Genomic DNA, 17,528 nt, shown 5'->3' with positions numbered 1-17,528 from the left:
TGATTTTAACCATTATAGCCGCAGCGGCAGAAAATAATGCTTTAGGCAAAGACAATGATTTAGTTTGGCATTTACCCGATGATTTTAAGCGCTTTAAAACTTTAACTTCTGGCCACTTTATAATTATGGGGCGCAAAACTTTTGAAAGTTTTCCAAAACCATTACCAAATAGAACACATGTAATTATTACACGTCAAAAAGACTATCCGGTTCCCGAAGGTTGCATTGTTGTAGAAAGTATTGAAGATGCAATTAAAATCGCCGTCACTTCGAGCGGAGTCGAGAAGCCCGAAAATGAGGAAGTTTTTATTATTGGTGGTGGCGAAATCTATAAACAATCGATAAATATTGCCAATAAAATTGAATTAACTCGAGTTCATACTGAAGTTGAAGCTGATACTTTTTTCCTGAAATAGATGGAAATGACTGGAAATTAATTGAAGAAGAATATCACCCTAAAGACGAAAAACATCAATTTAACTTTACATACCTAACTTACATAAGAAAGTAATTTTAAGTATAACTTAAATAGTTGTATTTTTGCCTATCAAAAAAAATAAAATGTCAAAAAATATTACGCCATATAAAGACTCATCACTTGGTAAAAAAGAACAAGTAGCTCAAATGTTTGATACTATTTCGGGAAACTACGACGGCTTAAACCGCGTAATTTCATTTGGAATTGATGTAAAGTGGCGCAAAAAAGTTTTGAAATTAGTTGCAGCTAAAAACCCAAAAACAGTTCTTGATATCGCAACTGGAACTGGAGATTTAGCCATTTTAATGACCAATACTTCTGCTGAGAAAATAGTAGGATTAGATATTTCTGCTGGAATGCTAGAAGTTGGGGAAAAAAAAATCAAAGAAAAAGAATTAGATTCTAAAATAGAAATGGTTTTAGGCGACAGCGAAAATATTCCGTTTCCTGACAATCATTTTGATGCCATTACAGTAGCTTTTGGCGTTAGAAATTTTGAAACTTTAGAAAAAGGGTTAGCCGAAATTTTAAGAGTTTTAAAACCTAACGGAATTTTTGTAATCTTAGAAACTTCAGTTCCTACAAAGTTTCCTTACAAACAAGGTTATGCTTTTTATACGAGCTACATTTTACCAGCTATTGGAAAATTATTTTCTAAAGACAAAGTTGCTTATAAATATTTATCAGATTCAGCAAATGAATTTCCTTTTGGTGAAGCCTTAAACAATATTTTGAGAAAAGTTGGGTTTATAGAAGTAAAGCATTTACCACAAACTTTTGGCGTGGCAACTATTTATCATGCTTCAAAAAAATAACATGAAGAAGATTTTATTCCTATTATTACTATCATCATCTGCATTTGCTCAATTTGGTTTATTTGGCAAAGATCCGCTTATTAACAAAGAAAACTTTGATAAGCAACGTGTACATTGGGGATATTATCTTGGATTTAATAATTTAGATTTCAAATTCGATTATTTGTCGGTTACCAAAGATGTTGAAGTACAATCTCAAATTGGTTTCAACGTAGGATTAATAGGTAATTTACGTTTAACAAATCACTTAGATTTTCGTTTTGAACCTGGACTTTACATTACACAACGAAATCTTACTTTTCCTAATTTCACCGAAGAAAGAGATGCGTTAAGAGAAGTAAAATCTACTTATATATTTTTTCCAGCGTTATTAAAATTTTCTGCAAAAAGAACTGGAAATATAAAACCTTATTTAATTGGTGGATTATCAACTGCATTAAATATGGGAAGTAATTCGGAAGCGAAAGACGATAATTACAGTCAAAGATTTAGAATGACAAAATGGTCTTCTTTTTACGAAATTGGTGTTGGCGTTGATATTTATTTTGAATATTTCAAATTTTCTCCATCTATTAGAGGTGTATTTAGTACAAAAGATGAATTAATTCGCGACAATGATCCAAACAGTCCATGGACAGGAAACGTAGGTAGTATGCAAACTAGAGGCTTTTTTATCAATTTTGCATTTCATTAATTCCGTCTAAATTCACTTAGAATAATTGCTGTAGCTGTAGCAACATTCAGACTTTCTGTAGCTTGAAGTTTTCCAAACCTAGGAATTGATATTTTATTTTTTGCAATTTTTTCAATTTCAACTGAGATGCCATTAGCTTCATTTCCCATTACTATTATACCTTCTTTAGGTAGCTCTTTTTTATAAATATTCTCTCCATCCATAAAAGTCCCAAAAACTGGTAACGAAGTAGTTTTTAAAATTTCTACAATATTTCCATAAACAACATTTACTCTAGAAATTGAACCCATAGTTGCCTGCACTACTTTTGGATTATAAACATCAACAGTTTCTTCAGAGCATAAAAGTGTTTCTATTCCAAACCAATCGCATAAACGAATAATTGTTCCTAAATTCCCTGGATCGCGAATATCATCTAAAGCTACAATTAAGCCTTTTAATTCTTTATTTTCTCTTTCTTCAGGAATTCTAAAAACTGCCAAACAATTAGTCGCGGTAGTTAAAACACTAATTTTCTTAATTTCAGTATCGGTTACTTGATAAACTTTATTTTTATCTACATTTTTAAAATTTAAATCTCCAACGCAAAACAACCATTCTAAATCAAAATTTGGCAATAATTCTTCAATAACTTTTTTACCTTCAGCAATAAATAATTGATGCTGTTTTCTATATTTTTTTGAGATAAACTCGTTATTATTTTAATTTGATTTTTACTTAGCATAAAAGTTGTATTTTTGACTAACTATAATGATTATCTTGAGAAATTTTTTACCAAAAATAGCAATACTATTTCTATTTGTAGCACTTTATTCTTCTTGTACTTCTACAAAGAAAGTTCCAGAAGACAAACAACTACTTACCAAAAATATAATTTCTGTAAACGATACCATTATAAAAAATGAAAAAATTGAGAGTTTACTTTATCAAAAGAAGAATAGTTCAATTCTTGGTTTTCCATTACGATTAAATCTTTACAATTTAGCAAAAGAAAATGCCGATAGCTCATATTATGCTTGGTTAAATCGCAAACCAAATAGAAGAAAAAACTTAGCAAAGCTATTATCTGAAAAACAGGTGGATCGATTAAGTCAATCATTCTTTGTTTCCGGTTTAAGTAGTTTCTTAAAAAGAACAGGAGAACCACCTGTAATTATTGACGCTAAAAAAGCAGACAAATCTACTAGTAAATTAAAAAGTTATTATACTTATTACAAAGGTTTTTTTGATGTTGAAGTAAAAAACAAAATAGATTCTACTGGACATAAAAAAGGAAAAGTAACTTACACCATAAACACAGGAAGAGCTTATACTTTAGATACACTTTCTAGAGAAATTGAAACACCTAAACTAGATAGTTTATATACGACAATTGAAAAGAGATCTTTACTGAAAAAAGGCGATGTTTTTAACCTCGAAAATTTTGATAATGAAAGAGCTCGCATTACTAATTATTTCAGAAATAATGGGGTTTATCATTTTCAAGTTAACAATGTTGGTTATGACATTTACGACACTTTAAATCCGCATAAAACTTATAAATTAAATGCGATTACGCGAATAGAAAACAGAAGTGTTAAAAAAGGAGACACTATTGTAAAAGAGCCATTTAAAATTTTCAAAATTAGTCAAGTTAATATTTTTACAAATGGTTCAAAAAGAAACAATATAACTGTTAATGATAGTGTCAACTTTAGAGATTACACCATTTATAGTAACGGAAAATTAAATTATAAACCGAAAGCATTAACAGATGCGGTTTTTATAAACAAAGGTGATTTATTTAGCGACGATAAACGAAAACTAACCTCAACCGCAATCAATAATTTAAAAGTTTTCAACTTTCCAACTATTGAATATGTAGAAGACACTATTAATGGAAAAGAAAATTTAATTGCCAATGTTTATTTGGTTCCAAGAAAAAAATACAGTTGGTCGCCTTACATAGATTTTACCCATTCTAACATACAAGATTTTGGTATAACTGGCGGTATGGGATTCACTTTTAGAAATTTATTTAGAGGAGCCGAAATTTTAGAAATTTCAGGTAAAGGTAATATTGGTTCTTCTCAAGATTTAGCGAATCCAAACAATACTTTCTTCAATATTTCAGAATATGGTGGAACAGTAAAATTAAGTTTTCCAAGAATATTTTTCCCATTAAAAACAACCTCAATAATTAAAAAGGAAATGTTTCCTTCAACTCAAATCAATGTTGGTTTTGCCATTCAAAACAACATTGGTCTAGACAAACAAAGTTTATCTGGAGGAATTAATTATAATTGGTCTACTACAAACAATCGAAATCATTACAAATTTGAACTTATTGGCATAAATTATGTCCGAAATTTGAATGTAGCCAATTATTTCAATGTTTATCAAAATTCTTACAGTAGACTAAATTTTATTGCAGACACTTACAATACAAATCCTGATAATGTTAACGCAAATGGCGATTTAACACAAACAGGAGCTATTAGTTTTATGGAGGAAGTTTTAAACAACCAAACTTCTTTAAATCCAAACAACGAAGAATATAAATCGGTTTCAAGTATTTATGAAAGATATTTAAGGCTAATTGAAGACAACCTTATTGTTTCATCAAGTTTTACATTCAATAGATCAACAAAATTTGGGCTAACCGACAGAAACTATTACAACTTTAGAGCGAAACTTGAATCAGCTGGTAATTTGTTATCATTAATTGGTGGAACCGTTAAAAAAGAAGATGGAACAAGTGCTTCAGGTAATAAAACATTATTTGGTATTGAATATGCTCAATACATCAAAGGAGAAGTTGAGTATGTAAAACATTGGAATTTAGGAAAGAAAAATAGTTTTGCCATGAGAACTTTTGGTGGTATTGCAATTCCTTACGGAAACGGTTCATCAATTCCTTTTTCGCGAAGTTATTTTGCAGGTGGCTCTAACGATAATCGTGGTTGGCAAGCCTACAGTTTAGGCCCTGGAAAAAGCGGCAGTTTATTCGATTTTAATGAAGCCAACATGAAATTAGGTTTAAGCACCGAATTTAGATATAATATCCTAGGTCAATTAAATGGTGCACTTTTCACCGATATTGGAAACATTTGGAACATTTTCGACAATGTTAAAGATACTAATTACACTTTCAACGGATTAGAATCCTTTAAAGATTTAGCTGTTGGTTCGGGTATAGGATTCCGATATGACTTTAATTATTTCATTTTCCGACTAGATTTTGGTTACAAAATGTACAATCCTGCTAAGATTGAAGGAGAAAGATGGTTCAAAGATGTAAGTTTAGCAAAAACAGTTTTAAATTTTGGTATTAATTATCCTTTCTAATTTTTTTAATTCTTATTTTTGCAGACTAAACCAAAAACAATTTACTATGAGTCACAATATTAAACCGGGCGTTGCTACTGGAGATCAAGTTCAAGAAATATTTAATTATGCAAAGGCAAAAGGTTTTGCCTTACCTGCTGTAAATGTTGTTGGATCGAGTACAATTAACGGTGTTCTTGAAACTGCTGCAAAACTTAATGCTCCAGTTATTATTCAGTTTTCAAATGGTGGAGCACAATTTAATGCGGGAAAAGGATTAAGTAATGAAAATCAAAGAGCTGCAATCTTAGGTGCTGTTGCAGGCGCAAAACATATTCATACTCTTGCAGAAGCGTATGGCGCAACAGTAATTTTACATACTGACCACTGTGCAAAAAATTTATTACCATGGATTGATGGTTTATTAGATGCTTCAGAAAAACACTTTGCTGAAACAGGAAAATCACTATTCAGTTCACACATGATTGATTTATCTGAAGAACCTTTAGCTGAAAATATTGAAATTTCTAAAAAATATTTAGAAAGAATGAGCAAAATAGGGATGACTCTAGAAATTGAATTAGGAATTACAGGTGGTGAAGAAGATGGTGTTGACAACTCTGATGTTGACAGCTCAAAACTATATACACAACCAGAAGAAGTTGCTTTTGCTTATGAAGAATTAATGAAAGTAAGTCCTAAATTTACTATTGCTGCAGCTTTCGGAAACGTTCACGGTGTTTATAAACCAGGAAACGTAAAATTAACTCCAAAAATTTTAAGAAATTCTCAAGAATACGTTCAAAACAAATACAACACAGGTGCAAATCCAGTTGATTTTGTTTTCCACGGTGGTTCTGGTTCTACTTTAGAAGAAATTAGAGAGGCAATTTCTTATGGTGTAATCAAAATGAACATTGATACTGACTTACAATTTGCATTTACAGAAGGTATTCGTGATTACATGAACGAAAAAATCGATTATTTAAGAACACAAATTGGTAACCCCGAAGGTCCAGAGAGTCCAAATAAAAAATTCTATGACCCAAGAGCTTGGGTAAGAAAAGGGGAAGTTACTTTTAATCAAAGATTAGAACAAGCTTTTGCCGATTTAAACAACGTTAATACTTTATAAGTTTATTGTTTATAGTTCATCATTAAAACCAAAAACTATAAACCATTAACAATAAAACAAGAAACAAATTATGGCTTGGTTTAAAAGAAAAGAAAAAGGGATTCAAACACCAACTGAAGAGAAAAAAGACGTTCCTAAAGGTCTTTGGTACAAATCGCCTACAGGAAAAATTATTGATACTGAAGAATTAGCGAAAAACCTTTGGGTTAGTCCAGAAGATGATTTTCATGTAAGAATTGGTAGTGCTGAATATTTTCAAATTTTATTTGACGACAATAAGTTCAAAGAATTAGATGCAAAAATGACATCTAAAGATCCTTTAAAGTTTGAGGATACAAAAAAATACAACGAGCGTTTAAAAGATGTAATGGCAAAAACTAATTTGAAAGATGCCGTTAGAACGGGAGTTGGAAAATCTAAAGGAAAAGATTTAGTTGTTGCTTGTATGGATTTTGCTTTTATTGGTGGTTCAATGGGTGCTGTTGTAGGTGAAAAAATCGCAAGAGCTATTGATTATGCTATTGAAAATAAAGTTCCTTTTGTAATGATTTCTAAATCTGGTGGAGCTCGTATGATGGAAGCAGCTTATTCGTTAATGCAGTTAGCTAAAACTTCTGCAAAATTAGCGCAATTAGCTGAAGCTAAAATTCCTTACATCTCTTTATGTACTGATCCTACAACTGGAGGAACTACTGCATCTTATGCCATGTTAGGAGATATTAATATTGGAGAACCTGGAGCTTTAATTGGTTTTGCTGGCCCGCGTGTTGTAAAAGACACAACTGGAAAAGATTTACCTGATGGTTTCCAAACTTCAGAATTCTTATTAGAGCACGGTTTCTTAGACTTTATTGTGCATAGAAAAGAATTAAAAGATAGAATTAACTTGTATATTGACTTAATCGAAAACAACGAAATTAGATCATAAAAAAATCCCGCAAAAGCGGGATTTTCTTTTTTTAAAATTTTGCTCTAACACCAACAATAAAATTTCTTCCTGGTGCTACTAATCCAGAACTATAAGGTCGATAACGTTGATCGGTAATATTTTCTAAACCAGCTGTTACATTAAACGTTTTATTAAACTTATAATCAGTTTTTAGATTTAAGGTGTACCAACCCGGAGAATAAGGATTTCCATTACCATCAATGGCATAAATTTCTGGCTTTCCTCTTTCTTCTTCTGGTAAATCTTCATAATCTTTCTTCGCACTATATTGTGTATATATTTGTAATTCTAACTTTTCATGAGTAAAAGTTAGTCGGCTTACACCAAAAAATGGAGCGGCATGTCTAGATGGGCTTTTTTCTCCATTATCCAATTCTTCTTCACCTTTTTGAAAATTCAGATCTGTTGAAAATACAAAATCTTTAGATAGCTTTGCTTCTACCCCAAATTGAACTCCGTAAACAGTTGCTTTAGCTGCATTTTGAATAGCTTGCACTTGACTTAATTCGCCGTCATACATAATTTGACTAGAACCATTTAAAGTATAATCTCTTCTTACTAAAGCATCTTCTAACCAAGTATAATAAGTAGATAAATCTAATTTAAAATTAGAACCAAATACTTTTGCTATATTAAAATCAACATTATATGCATATTCCGCTTTTAAATTAGGATTAGGAACTACAACAGAACCAGGTTCAGAATCGAAAACTTTTCCTACGTCGTCAACATTTGGTGAACGAAAAGCTGTGGAAACATTTGAACTTAAAACCCAAGAATTTGAAGGTTTATACACAACACCTAAACTTCCAGTTAAAGCACCATCATTTAATTTAGCTTCCGTAAATGGAAATGGATAAAACGTTGTATCAAACTCCGCATTTAAAATATATTGATTATATCGCAATCCTGCAGAAAGTAAAACTTTGTCTGTAATTGTATATTGATCATTTAGATAAATACCAATTGATTGCCAATCGGCTTGTGGATATCTCGCTGGACCTTCAACTTGAACTCCACTAGTAATATCTTCATCTATTCCTTCAGAGTTTACTTTATCAAAAACATATTCTACTCCATAGAACAATTTGTTCTTGGTTCCAATTTTTTTATTAAAATCGATATTGAACGAATAAGCATCTACTTTTTCAATTCTTATTTCTCTATTTACGTTATTCAAATTTCTACTAATTCTACTTTCTTCAAAATTTTGATAAGCGAAACGTATAGTCATTTCATCATATAAATTTCCTTTAGCAAAATTTGAAATTTCTAAAGCATTCATCATCCATTTTTGCGGACCATAATTCCATTCTGCATAACGTGGTAAACCGTTTCGCATTCTTAAGTGTCTATCGTAACGAGAATAATCGGATGTTTCTGAATAATGAAAACCATATTGAAAATCCCAATTTTCATTTGGTGCAAAACGCACTTTTTGCGTAACGTTATATTGTGTATAGGCTGAAGGTTTTTGAACCAAGGCATTTTCATTGGTTAAAACCTCATCGGAACCGTCAAAATTTGGAACCACATAATACGTTTTAAGATATTCATTTGGACCATGAGTTCCCATACGCAAATCTCCAAAATCATTATAACTAATACTTGTGTAGGAAGCCCATTTTTTCCATCCTAATTGCACGTCAAAGTGCCCGGTTTTTTCATCATTTGCAGAAGAAAATCTCGAAAAAACATTTCCAGAAACACTCGTGTTTTCATTCGTAGAAAACTTTGGCTTTACCGTTTGAAAACTCATTACCCCGCCAATAGCATCACTACCGTAGATTACAGAATTTGGACCAAAAAGCACCTCAACATTCTCCATTGCAAATCCGTCTAAAGAAATTACATTTTGAATATTTCCGCCTCGAAAAATTGCAGTATTCATTCGAACTCCGTCTACCGTATACAACAAGCGATTTGTTGCAAAACCTCTAATCATTGGGCTACCACCACCTTGTTGACTTTTTTGAATAAAAACTTTCCCCGAAACACTTAATAAATCGGCTGCAGTTTGTGGATTTTGAAGCTCAATTGCTTCCTTTGAAATTGACGCTATTTTATATGGAAGATCTTCCTTTTTTTGCTTCCATTTTGTAGCTACAACCACTTCATCTAAAGTTGTAACTTTTATTGTGTCTTGTTCGGTTTGAGAATATATAATACCACTAAACACAAATAAAATTATTGTGTAAATTCTTTTCATTTTTGTTAAATCTAAATAATTAAAAAATTGCATCAATGATGCATAATACTAATTATTAAACAAAAATGGGCGGTTGAATTTCAGCATTTTTATACTGAAAAAAGTAATTATTTATATAGTAGGATTTACTAGATACTGTCTTAAATAGTTGATTAAAAGTAATTAAATCAGCATTTTGAAAAAATAAAGATTTATAAAAATTGAGAACCAAATCATTTTTCAATTTTAAAGGAACATCATTTTGATAAACATCTGTAAGTAGTGACTTCAACCTTCTATTTAATTCTGTTTCTTCTTCGTCTAACCAACAAAAGAAACGAATAGAATCGTTTATAATTTCCTTTTCAACAACATCATACATTTTTCCTTCAAATTCAAATTCTTTTGAATGTTCCCATTCAACTTTTTGATCTACTTCTTGATGATGAAATTGTAAGATTTGAAGTTCTAATTTGTTTATTCCAGCTATTATATTTTGCTTTACTTCCTTTTTTACCACATGTTTTCTATGTTGAAGCCAAGAAAAAGTAACAACTGCTGGCAACAACAAAACAATGAAAAGAAATAAACTAATAGCTTGTGTCTTCAAATAAATTGGTTTTCGGCAAATGTAATAAAATATTACATTCCCGAACGAATAGCTTCCACCGGATCAAGTTTTGATGCCGATATTGCAGGAATAATTCCAGAAACCAAACCAATAACAGCCGCTAATCCTGTTCCTAATAATATATTTTGTGTGCTTAGTACAAACTCAAAATCTAGAGCCGAACTCAAAATTAGAGCTATTATCCAAACTAAAAACATTCCAACAATACCACCAATTACAGAAAGTATAATTGCTTCGAATAAAAATTGGAATAATATAAATTTATTTTTGGCACCCAATGCTTTTTGAATTCCTATTAAATTGGTTCTCTCTTTAACCGAAACAAACATAATATTCGCAATTCCAAATCCTCCAACAAGTAAAGAAAAACCACTTATAAGCCATCCTACAAGATTCATTTGCCCAATGATATTATCAATAAAATCTGTAAAACCAGATAAAACATTAAGAAAAAAATTATTGATTTCTCCTGGTTTTATACCTCTAAAAGTTCTCAATTTTTGTGCTAAATCTGCCTTAAACTCTTCAATATCTATTCCTTTTTCCGGCTTAATTAAAATTGCAGGAGTTAACATATCGCTATTATCACCATATAATCTTCTAATAAAGTTAACTGGAAAAAAAACAGCAACATCATTACTATCCCCAAACATACCCTCTCCTTGCTTTTTTAAAACACCTATGACAGTAAATTTTTGCCCGTATAATCTAATTTTTTTACCAATAGGCTCTGAATTTCCAAATAATCCTTCAGCTACTTCGCTTCCTATCACAATTACAGGATTTCCTGAATTTGACTCCGCTTCATTAAAATAACGGCCTTTTTCTACTTTAATAGGCTCAATATCAATAAATTCGTAAGTTGAAGGTTTTACTCTAATAGAACTTACTGTTTTGTCTCCATACTTAATATTTTCGTTTCTAGTGAACATGTTGAATGACATTTTATCAATACCATTCACTGACCTTCTTAAATATTCATATTCTTCATAGGTAACATCAGGGAATTGTTCACGTTTCCAACGAGGAACATCCGATGGGCCAAAAGAAAAACGAATTAAGTATATAGTATTCATATCCATATCACTTAAATCTTCTTTGATTTTTTTATCCATAGAATCTACTGCCGCTAAGACTGCAATAATGGAAAAAATACCAATTGTAACACCCAAAAGCGACAAAAAAGTCCGCAGCTTATTTGTCCGCAAAGCATTTAATGCAAAACCAAAACTTTCTTTAAGTAACCTAAGATATAAAAGCATGATGTAAAATTCTTATTATAAGTAGAAACATTAAAAAAATTGTTACAATTTATAGAAACAAATTTTAGTTTTCATTGGTAACTTTTAAAAGTATAATTACTTTTGCAACTTAAATAAAAACAACACAATGACTACAACAAAAAACATCAAATCTGCATTAATTTCAGTATTTGACAAAACTGGTTTAGAGCCAATAGTTAAAGCACTTCATCAAAATCAAGTAACTATTTATTCAACAGGCGGAACTGAAGCTTTTATTAAAGGTTTAGGTGTTCCTGTAGTTCCTGTAGAAACAGTTACTGATTATCCTTCAATTCTAGGAGGTCGTGTAAAAACTTTACATCCAAAAATTTTTGGTGGCATCTTAAACAGACAAGATAATGAAAGTGATGTACAACAAATGGAAGAATTCAATATTCCACAAATTGATTTAGTTATTGTTGATTTATATCCTTTTGAAAAAACAGTTGCTTCTGGAGCAAGTGAAGCTGATATTATTGAGAAAATTGATATTGGAGGAATTTCTTTAATCCGTGCAGCTGCTAAAAATTTTAAAGACACCGTTATTGTTGCTTCTGTTGAGCAATATGCAGAATTTTTAAATTACTATACTGAAGAAAAAGGGGCTACAACTATTGAACAAAGAAGAGTTTTAGCAACTAAAGCATTCCACGTTTCTTCAAATTACGATACTGCTATTTTCAATTATTTTAACGCAGACGAAACTTATTACAAAGCAAGTGTAGCAAACGGTCAAACATTACGATATGGAGAAAATCCACATCAAAAAGGATTTTTCTTTGGAGATTTTGATGCAATGTTTACAAAATTGAATGGTAAAGAATTGTCGTACAACAATTTACTAGATGTTGATGCTGCTGTAAATTTAATGAACGAATTTAAGGGTGATCTACCAACATTTGCCATTTTAAAACACAACAATGCATGTGGTATTGCTACAAGAAGTTCTATGAAAGAAGCTTATGTTGATGCATTAGCTGGTGATCCAACATCTGCTTTTGGTGGAGTATTAATTGCAAATGGAAATATCGATTTAGCAACTGCAGAAGAAATTCATAGTTTATTTTGCGAAGTAATTATTGCGCCATCATTTGATGAAGATGCTGTTCAATTATTAATTGAAAAGAAAAATAGAATTATTTTAGTTATAAATGAAGTAGAATTACCTGAAAAACAAGTTAGAACATGTTTAAATGGAGTTTTAGTTCAAGAAAAAGATAACATTACAGACAATAAAGAGCATTTAAAAACCGTTACAAAAACAGAACCTACTAATCAAGAAATTGAAGATTTGTTATTTGCTTCTAAAATTTGTAAACACACCAAATCTAACACAATTGTTTTAGCAAAAAACAAACAACTTTGTGCTTCTGGAACTGGTCAAACATCAAGAGTAGACGCGTTAAGACAAGCAATTGAAAAGGCAAATGCTTTTAATTTCGATTTAAAAGGTGCTGTTATGGCTAGCGATGCATTTTTCCCATTTCCCGACTGTGTTGAAATAGCAGATAATGCAGGAATAAAAGCTGTTATTCAACCAGGTGGCTCTATAAAAGATGAATTGAGTATTAACTATTGTGACGAACACAAAATGGGTATGGTATTTACTGGTGTTCGCCATTTTAAACATTAATTTTTTTTAAAGGTTTATTTTTTGTAATTTGTGTGACAAAGTTTTACTGTTAGGCGAATTCTATGTCGTTAATTTGTGTAATTTTGTGAGTTCATTTTGTAAATTATAAACCTTTATAAACACTTTATAAAAGCGTATGGCATTTTTTGATTTTATGACCGAGGATATTGCAATTGACCTTGGTACTGCTAACACCTTAATCATTCACAACGACAAAGTTGTAATCGATAGCCCATCGATTGTAGCTCGAGATCGTATTACGGGGAAAATTACTGCCGTAGGTAAAGAAGCTAACATGATGCAAGGTAAAACTCATGAAAACATAAAAACAATACGCCCTTTGAAGGATGGAGTTATTGCCGACTTTGATGCTTCTGAAAAAATGCTTCAAATGTTCATTAAAAGTATTCCAGCTTTAAAGAAAAAATTGTTTACACCAGCTTTAAGATTAGTAATTTGTATTCCATCAGGAATTACTGAAGTTGAAATGCGCGCTGTAAAGGAATCTGCTGAACGCGTAAATGGTAAAGAGGTTTATTTAATTCACGAACCAATGGCTGCTGCGATTGGAATTGGTGTTGACATTATGCAACCAAAAGGAAACATGATTGTTGACATCGGAGGTGGTACAACAGAAATTGCCGTAATTGCACTAGGTGGAATTGTTTGTGATAAATCAGTAAAAATTGCGGGTGACGTTTTCACAAATGACATTATTTATTACATGAGAACGCAACACAATTTATTTGTGGGTGAGACAACTGCCGAAAAAATAAAAATACAAATTGGTGCGGCGACGGAAGATTTAGACAGTCCACCAGATGAAATGTCAGTTCAAGGAAGAGACTTATTAACAGGTAAACCAAAACAAGTTGATGTTTCTTTCCGTGAAATTGCAAAAGCATTAGACAAATCAATCCAACGAATTGAAGATGCTGTAATGGAAACTTTATCTCAAACTCCTCCAGAATTAGCAGCCGATATTTACAACACAGGCATTTATCTTGCAGGAGGTGGATCTATGTTAAGAGGATTAGACAAACGAATATCATTAAAAACCGACTTACCGGTTTATATCGCAGAAGATCCTTTAAGAGCTGTAGTAAGAGGAACAGGAATTGCTCTTAAAAACTTAAACAAATACAAAAGTATCCTTATAAAATAAAGCAATAGTCCATGCAGCAAATAATAAATTTTTTAGTAAAAAACAGCTATAGATTGCTGTTTTTGCTGCTTTTGGGCATTAGCTTAATTCTTACCATAAAATCGCATTCTTATCATAGAAGTGAATACATAAATTCAGCAAATGCGGTAAGCGGAGGAATTTATAAAAAGGTAAATGAAGCTGATGAGTATTTGAGCTTGAAAGAGAAAAACGCGCAATTAGCTGAAGAAAACGCTAGATTAAAACAAGTGCTTTTTAATAAAAAAGACACATTGTTAAATTCTAAAACATCTTTTAATACTGAAACTGATATATTTTCAGTTAAAAAAGCAAAGGTCATAAAAAACAAATTCAATACACGAGAAAATTACCTTACGTTAAATATTGGTTCCAAAGACAGTATAAAAACTGACATGGGTGTAATTAATGACAAAGGAATTGTTGGGATAATTGAAAAAACTAGTACTAATTACTCTACAGTTTTAAGTATTTTAAATACTAAATCTAGAATTAACGCAAAAATCAAAAATTCTAATCATTTTGGTTCACTTATTTGGGATGGAAAAAATGTGGGTTATGCACAATTAATCGATGTTCCGCGATTGGCCTCGCTTAAAAAAGGTGACTCCATTGTAACCGGAGCTGAATCCGAAATTTTCCCTGAAAATATTCCTATTGGTAAAATCGATAAAGTTTACGTAGATACAAAAACCAATTATTATACTATTAATGTGCGTCTTTTTAACGACATGACCGCATTAGGTTATGTGTACATAATTGAAAACAAACACAAAAAAGAGAAGCTAAAATTAGAAACCAAACAAACTGACAAATAATTGAATACGCTAGTTTTAAACATATTTCGATTTTTAATTTTGTTGACTTTACAAATATTGTTATTCAACAACATTAATCTGTTTGGTTACATCAACCCTTATCCTTACCTCTTATTTGTGCTGCTATTCCCCGTTAATGGCAATCGATTTAGTTTACTGTTTTTTAGTTTTTTAATTGGCTTGTCGGTTGATATTTTTGCGGAATCTGGAGGAGTACATGCCTTTGCTTCTACAATATTAGCTTTTGTTAGACCAAATTTATTCCGATTTTCATTTGGTTTAAGTTATGAATATCAAACCATAAAAATTGCTGAAAACCTATCGCCTGAAAGAATAACATTTATACTGCTGGCTATTTTTATTCATCATATTTGTTTGTTCTTTTTAGAAGCTTTCCGTTTCGATTTGTTCTTCGACGTGATATTAAAAACTCTATACACGAGTATTTTTACTTTAATCATTTGTTTACTAATTATTTATTTAATAAAACCTAGTAAGCGATGAGAAAATTACTTTTGCCTATACTAATAATCGTTGGAGCTTTAATACTCATAAGCCGTTTCTTTTACTTACAAGTAATTGACGAAACCTATAAATTAAAAGCCGAAAATATTGCGATTAAGAAAGTTTACGATTTTCCAGAGCGTGGTTATATCTACGATAGAAATGGCAAATTATTAGTAGCCAACCAACCCTCTTATGATATCATGGTTGTTCCTGCAGAAATAAAAAATATTGACACACTAGAGTTTTGTAATTTATTAGGAATTACTAAAGAATATTTCGACAAGAAAATTGCCAAAGCAATAGTTTACAGTCGAAGATTACCCTCAGTATTTATTTCGCAATTAAATAAAAGAGAATACGCCGCTTTTCAAGAAAAAGAAAGAAAGTTTGAAGGTTTTTATACTCAAAAAAGAGCTTTGCGAGATTACCAAGTAAATTATGGAGCTAATATTTTTGGATTCATTACACAAGCGAGTGAGTTTGAAATTGAAAAAAATCCATATTACAACAGTGGTGATTTAATAGGAAAACAAGGTGTTGAAAAGCAGTATGAAGAAATTTTAAGGGGAATAAAGGGAGTTAAATACTTATTGAGAGACAAACATAATAAAATTATTGGGCCGTATAAAGAAGGTAAATATGATACGATTGCCCAACAAGGAAAAGACTTGGTTTTAACTATTGATGGTGAACTACAAAAATACGGTACAGAATTGATGGCTAACAAAAGAGGTGGAATTGTAGCAATTGAACCTAGTTCTGGTGAAATTTTAGCACTTATTTCTATGCCAACTTATGATCCTTCTTTGCTAGTAGGTAGAAAAAGATCTGAAAATTACACAAAACTATATTACGATTCTATTGCAAAACCACTTTACGACAGAGGTTTATTGGCACAATATCCTCCAGGATCACCTTTTAAAATTGTAACTGGATTAATTGGTTTACAAGAAGAAGTTATTAACGAAGAAACTAGTTTTGTGTGTCATCATGGGTTTTACTATGGAAGAGGTGCATTCATGAAATGTCACGATGCTGGCGTTTCTAAACTAAATAATGGAATTTATCAATCATGTAATACCTATTTTGCAAATGTTTACAAAAGAACGATTGATAAGTACAAAAACCCAAGTGTGAGTGTCGATAAATGGTCTACAAATGTAAAAAGTTTTGGATTAGGCCAGTTTTTAGGAACCGATATGCCAATTGGAGCTAAAGGACTAGTTCCAACTTCTAAAACTTACGAAAGAGCATATCCAAATGGTGGATGGCGAAGTACAACCATTATATCTAACTCCATTGGTCAAGGTGAAGTTTTAACAACACCAATTCAATTAGCAAATATGATGGCAGCAGTTGCTAATAAGGGATATTACTACACCCCTCACATTGTAAAAGAAATTAAAGGTGAAAAATTAGATAAGAAGTTTGTTACCAAACATCAAACTACAATTGATGAAAAATATTTTGATCCGGTTATTAGAGGCTTAGCCGATGTTTATAACCGTGGAACTGCTGCATCGTTAAAAGTTGATAGTTTACAAATTTGTGGTAAAACGGGTACGGCCGAAAATAAAATTAGAGTTGCAGGAAAAACTTATCAATTAAAAGACCATTCCATATTTGTGGCTTTTGCTCCTGCTGAAAATCCTAAAATTGCGATTGCCGTTTTTGTGGAAAATGGTTATTGGGGAAATCGATGGGCTGGACCTATAGCTACCTTAATGATTGAAAAATACGTGAAAGGTAAAATCACGAGAAAAGATTTAGAAAACAGAATGCTAAACGGAAGTTTGGAAGACGAATACAAGAAAATTGAAAACATTATTTATCAGCGAGCTCAAGAACCTGTAAAGGATACCATAAAATCGGAAGCAATTAAAAACGAAGAAGAGGAAGTAAACTAAA

Annotated in this window: 12 protein-coding genes and 2 pseudogenes; 10 read left to right on the top strand and 4 right to left on the bottom strand. The window is 31.3% G+C overall.

The window, feature by feature from the left end; genetic code table 11:
- The first annotated feature begins 2 nt into the window (after nt 1–2).
- The 3 genes and pseudogenes from GCU34_RS12265 to porT all read left to right on the top strand — a co-directional run bounded on the left by GCU34_RS12265 (nt 3) and on the right by porT (nt 1,987).
- Nucleotides 3–511 (top strand): annotated as a pseudogene (locus GCU34_RS12265) (dihydrofolate reductase).
- Nucleotides 512–561: 50 nt separating this feature from the next.
- Entirely contained in the window at nt 562–1,293 is a 732-nt protein-coding gene (ubiE, locus tag GCU34_RS12260) for a bifunctional demethylmenaquinone methyltransferase/2-methoxy-6-polyprenyl-1,4-benzoquinol methylase UbiE (protein WP_072781633.1), read from the top strand.
- A gap of 1 nt (nt 1,294) precedes the next feature.
- On the top strand, nt 1,295–1,987 hold the full coding sequence (porT, locus tag GCU34_RS12255) for a type IX secretion/gliding motility protein PorT/SprT (RefSeq protein WP_072783377.1): 693 nt from the start codon (nt 1,295–1,297) through the stop codon (nt 1,985–1,987).
- Here the strand turns inward: porT and GCU34_RS12250 are convergent.
- Nucleotides 1,984–2,711: pseudogene (locus GCU34_RS12250) on the bottom strand (TrmH family RNA methyltransferase). The gene porT and the pseudogene GCU34_RS12250 sit on opposite strands and share 4 nt — an antisense overlap.
- A gap of 35 nt (nt 2,712–2,746) precedes the next feature.
- Between GCU34_RS12250 and tamL the strand changes: the two are divergent.
- From tamL to accD, 3 genes are all read left to right on the top strand, one after another.
- Complete coding sequence (gene tamL, locus GCU34_RS12245) at nt 2,747–5,314, top strand: translocation and assembly module lipoprotein TamL (RefSeq protein WP_227658685.1); 2,568 nt, start codon at nt 2,747–2,749, stop codon at nt 5,312–5,314.
- Nucleotides 5,315–5,360: 46 nt separating this feature from the next.
- Nucleotides 5,361–6,428, top strand: coding sequence for a class II fructose-bisphosphate aldolase (gene fbaA / locus GCU34_RS12240; RefSeq protein WP_072781640.1), 1,068 nt, complete (start codon nt 5,361–5,363; stop codon nt 6,426–6,428).
- A gap of 70 nt (nt 6,429–6,498) precedes the next feature.
- Nucleotides 6,499–7,356 carry an acetyl-CoA carboxylase, carboxyltransferase subunit beta gene (gene accD / locus GCU34_RS12235; protein ID WP_072781652.1) on the top strand — a complete coding sequence of 286 codons (858 nt, stop codon included), beginning with the start codon at nt 6,499–6,501 and terminating at the stop codon, nt 7,354–7,356.
- Nucleotides 7,357–7,387: 31 nt separating this feature from the next.
- On the opposite strand, the gene GCU34_RS12230 is transcribed toward accD, so the two are convergent.
- Genes GCU34_RS12230 through GCU34_RS12220 form a run of 3 tightly spaced genes read right to left on the bottom strand, consistent with a single transcriptional unit; the run spans nt 7,388 to nt 11,458 of the window.
- A complete protein-coding gene (locus tag GCU34_RS12230; protein WP_227658684.1) occupies nt 7,388–9,586 on the bottom strand; it encodes a TonB-dependent receptor plug domain-containing protein in 2,199 nt (732 codons plus the stop codon).
- A 55-nt stretch (nt 9,587–9,641) separates the two neighbouring features.
- The gene (locus tag GCU34_RS12225) at nt 9,642–10,175 is read right to left on the bottom strand and encodes a hypothetical protein (RefSeq protein ID WP_072781657.1); all 534 of its coding nucleotides are present in this window, start codon (nt 10,173–10,175) and stop codon (nt 9,642–9,644) included.
- Nucleotides 10,176–10,207: 32 nt separating this feature from the next.
- Nucleotides 10,208–11,458 carry an ABC transporter permease gene (locus GCU34_RS12220; RefSeq protein WP_072781660.1) on the bottom strand — a complete coding sequence of 417 codons (1,251 nt, stop codon included), beginning with the start codon at nt 11,456–11,458 and terminating at the stop codon, nt 10,208–10,210.
- A gap of 127 nt (nt 11,459–11,585) precedes the next feature.
- Between GCU34_RS12220 and purH the strand changes: the two genes are divergently transcribed.
- The 4 genes from purH (at nt 11,586) to mrdA (ending at nt 17,527) form a co-directional block, all read left to right on the top strand.
- Nucleotides 11,586–13,112 (top strand): bifunctional phosphoribosylaminoimidazolecarboxamide formyltransferase/IMP cyclohydrolase, encoded by a 1,527-nt coding sequence (gene purH, locus GCU34_RS12215; RefSeq protein ID WP_072781663.1) that lies wholly within the window; start codon nt 11,586–11,588, stop codon nt 13,110–13,112.
- A gap of 136 nt (nt 13,113–13,248) precedes the next feature.
- On the top strand, nt 13,249–14,277 hold the full coding sequence (locus tag GCU34_RS12210; protein WP_072781666.1) for a rod shape-determining protein: 1,029 nt from the start codon (nt 13,249–13,251) through the stop codon (nt 14,275–14,277).
- Nucleotides 14,278–14,288: 11 nt separating this feature from the next.
- Nucleotides 14,289–15,113: a rod shape-determining protein MreC gene (gene mreC / locus GCU34_RS12205; protein WP_072781668.1), complete on the top strand. Its 825-nt coding sequence runs from the start codon at nt 14,289–14,291 to the stop codon at nt 15,111–15,113.
- Between the two features lie 500 nt (nt 15,114–15,613).
- Nucleotides 15,614–17,527, top strand: coding sequence for a penicillin-binding protein 2 (mrdA, locus tag GCU34_RS12195; protein WP_072781673.1), 1,914 nt, complete (start codon nt 15,614–15,616; stop codon nt 17,525–17,527).
- The last annotated feature ends 1 nt before the right edge of the window (nt 17,528 follow it).

Source organism: Flavobacterium haoranii, assembly GCF_009363055.1.
GTDB classification, from domain to species: Bacteria; Bacteroidota; Bacteroidia; order Flavobacteriales; family Flavobacteriaceae; genus Flavobacterium; species Flavobacterium haoranii.
Note: the sequence above shows the minus strand (reverse complement) of the source record. Positions and strands in the feature narration are given on the sequence as shown.

Excerpts from the sequence above, each read along its gene's own strand:
- mreC (WP_072781668.1), top strand. The coding sequence starts at position 14,289 with ATGCAGCAAATAATAAATTTTTTAGTAAAAAACAGCTATAGATTGCTG.
- mrdA (WP_072781673.1), top strand. The coding sequence starts at position 15,614 with ATGAGAAAATTACTTTTGCCTATACTAATAATCGTTGGAGCTTTAATA.
- purH (WP_072781663.1), top strand. The coding sequence starts at position 11,586 with ATGACTACAACAAAAAACATCAAATCTGCATTAATTTCAGTATTTGAC.
- GCU34_RS12220 (WP_072781660.1), bottom strand. The coding sequence starts at position 11,458 with ATGCTTTTATATCTTAGGTTACTTAAAGAAAGTTTTGGTTTTGCATTA.
- fbaA (WP_072781640.1), top strand. The coding sequence starts at position 5,361 with ATGAGTCACAATATTAAACCGGGCGTTGCTACTGGAGATCAAGTTCAA.
- GCU34_RS12210 (WP_072781666.1), top strand. The coding sequence starts at position 13,249 with ATGGCATTTTTTGATTTTATGACCGAGGATATTGCAATTGACCTTGGT.
- GCU34_RS12230 (WP_227658684.1), bottom strand. The coding sequence starts at position 9,586 with ATGAAAAGAATTTACACAATAATTTTATTTGTGTTTAGTGGTATTATA.
- accD (WP_072781652.1), top strand. The coding sequence starts at position 6,499 with ATGGCTTGGTTTAAAAGAAAAGAAAAAGGGATTCAAACACCAACTGAA.
- ubiE (WP_072781633.1), top strand. The coding sequence starts at position 562 with ATGTCAAAAAATATTACGCCATATAAAGACTCATCACTTGGTAAAAAA.
- porT (WP_072783377.1), top strand. The coding sequence starts at position 1,295 with ATGAAGAAGATTTTATTCCTATTATTACTATCATCATCTGCATTTGCT.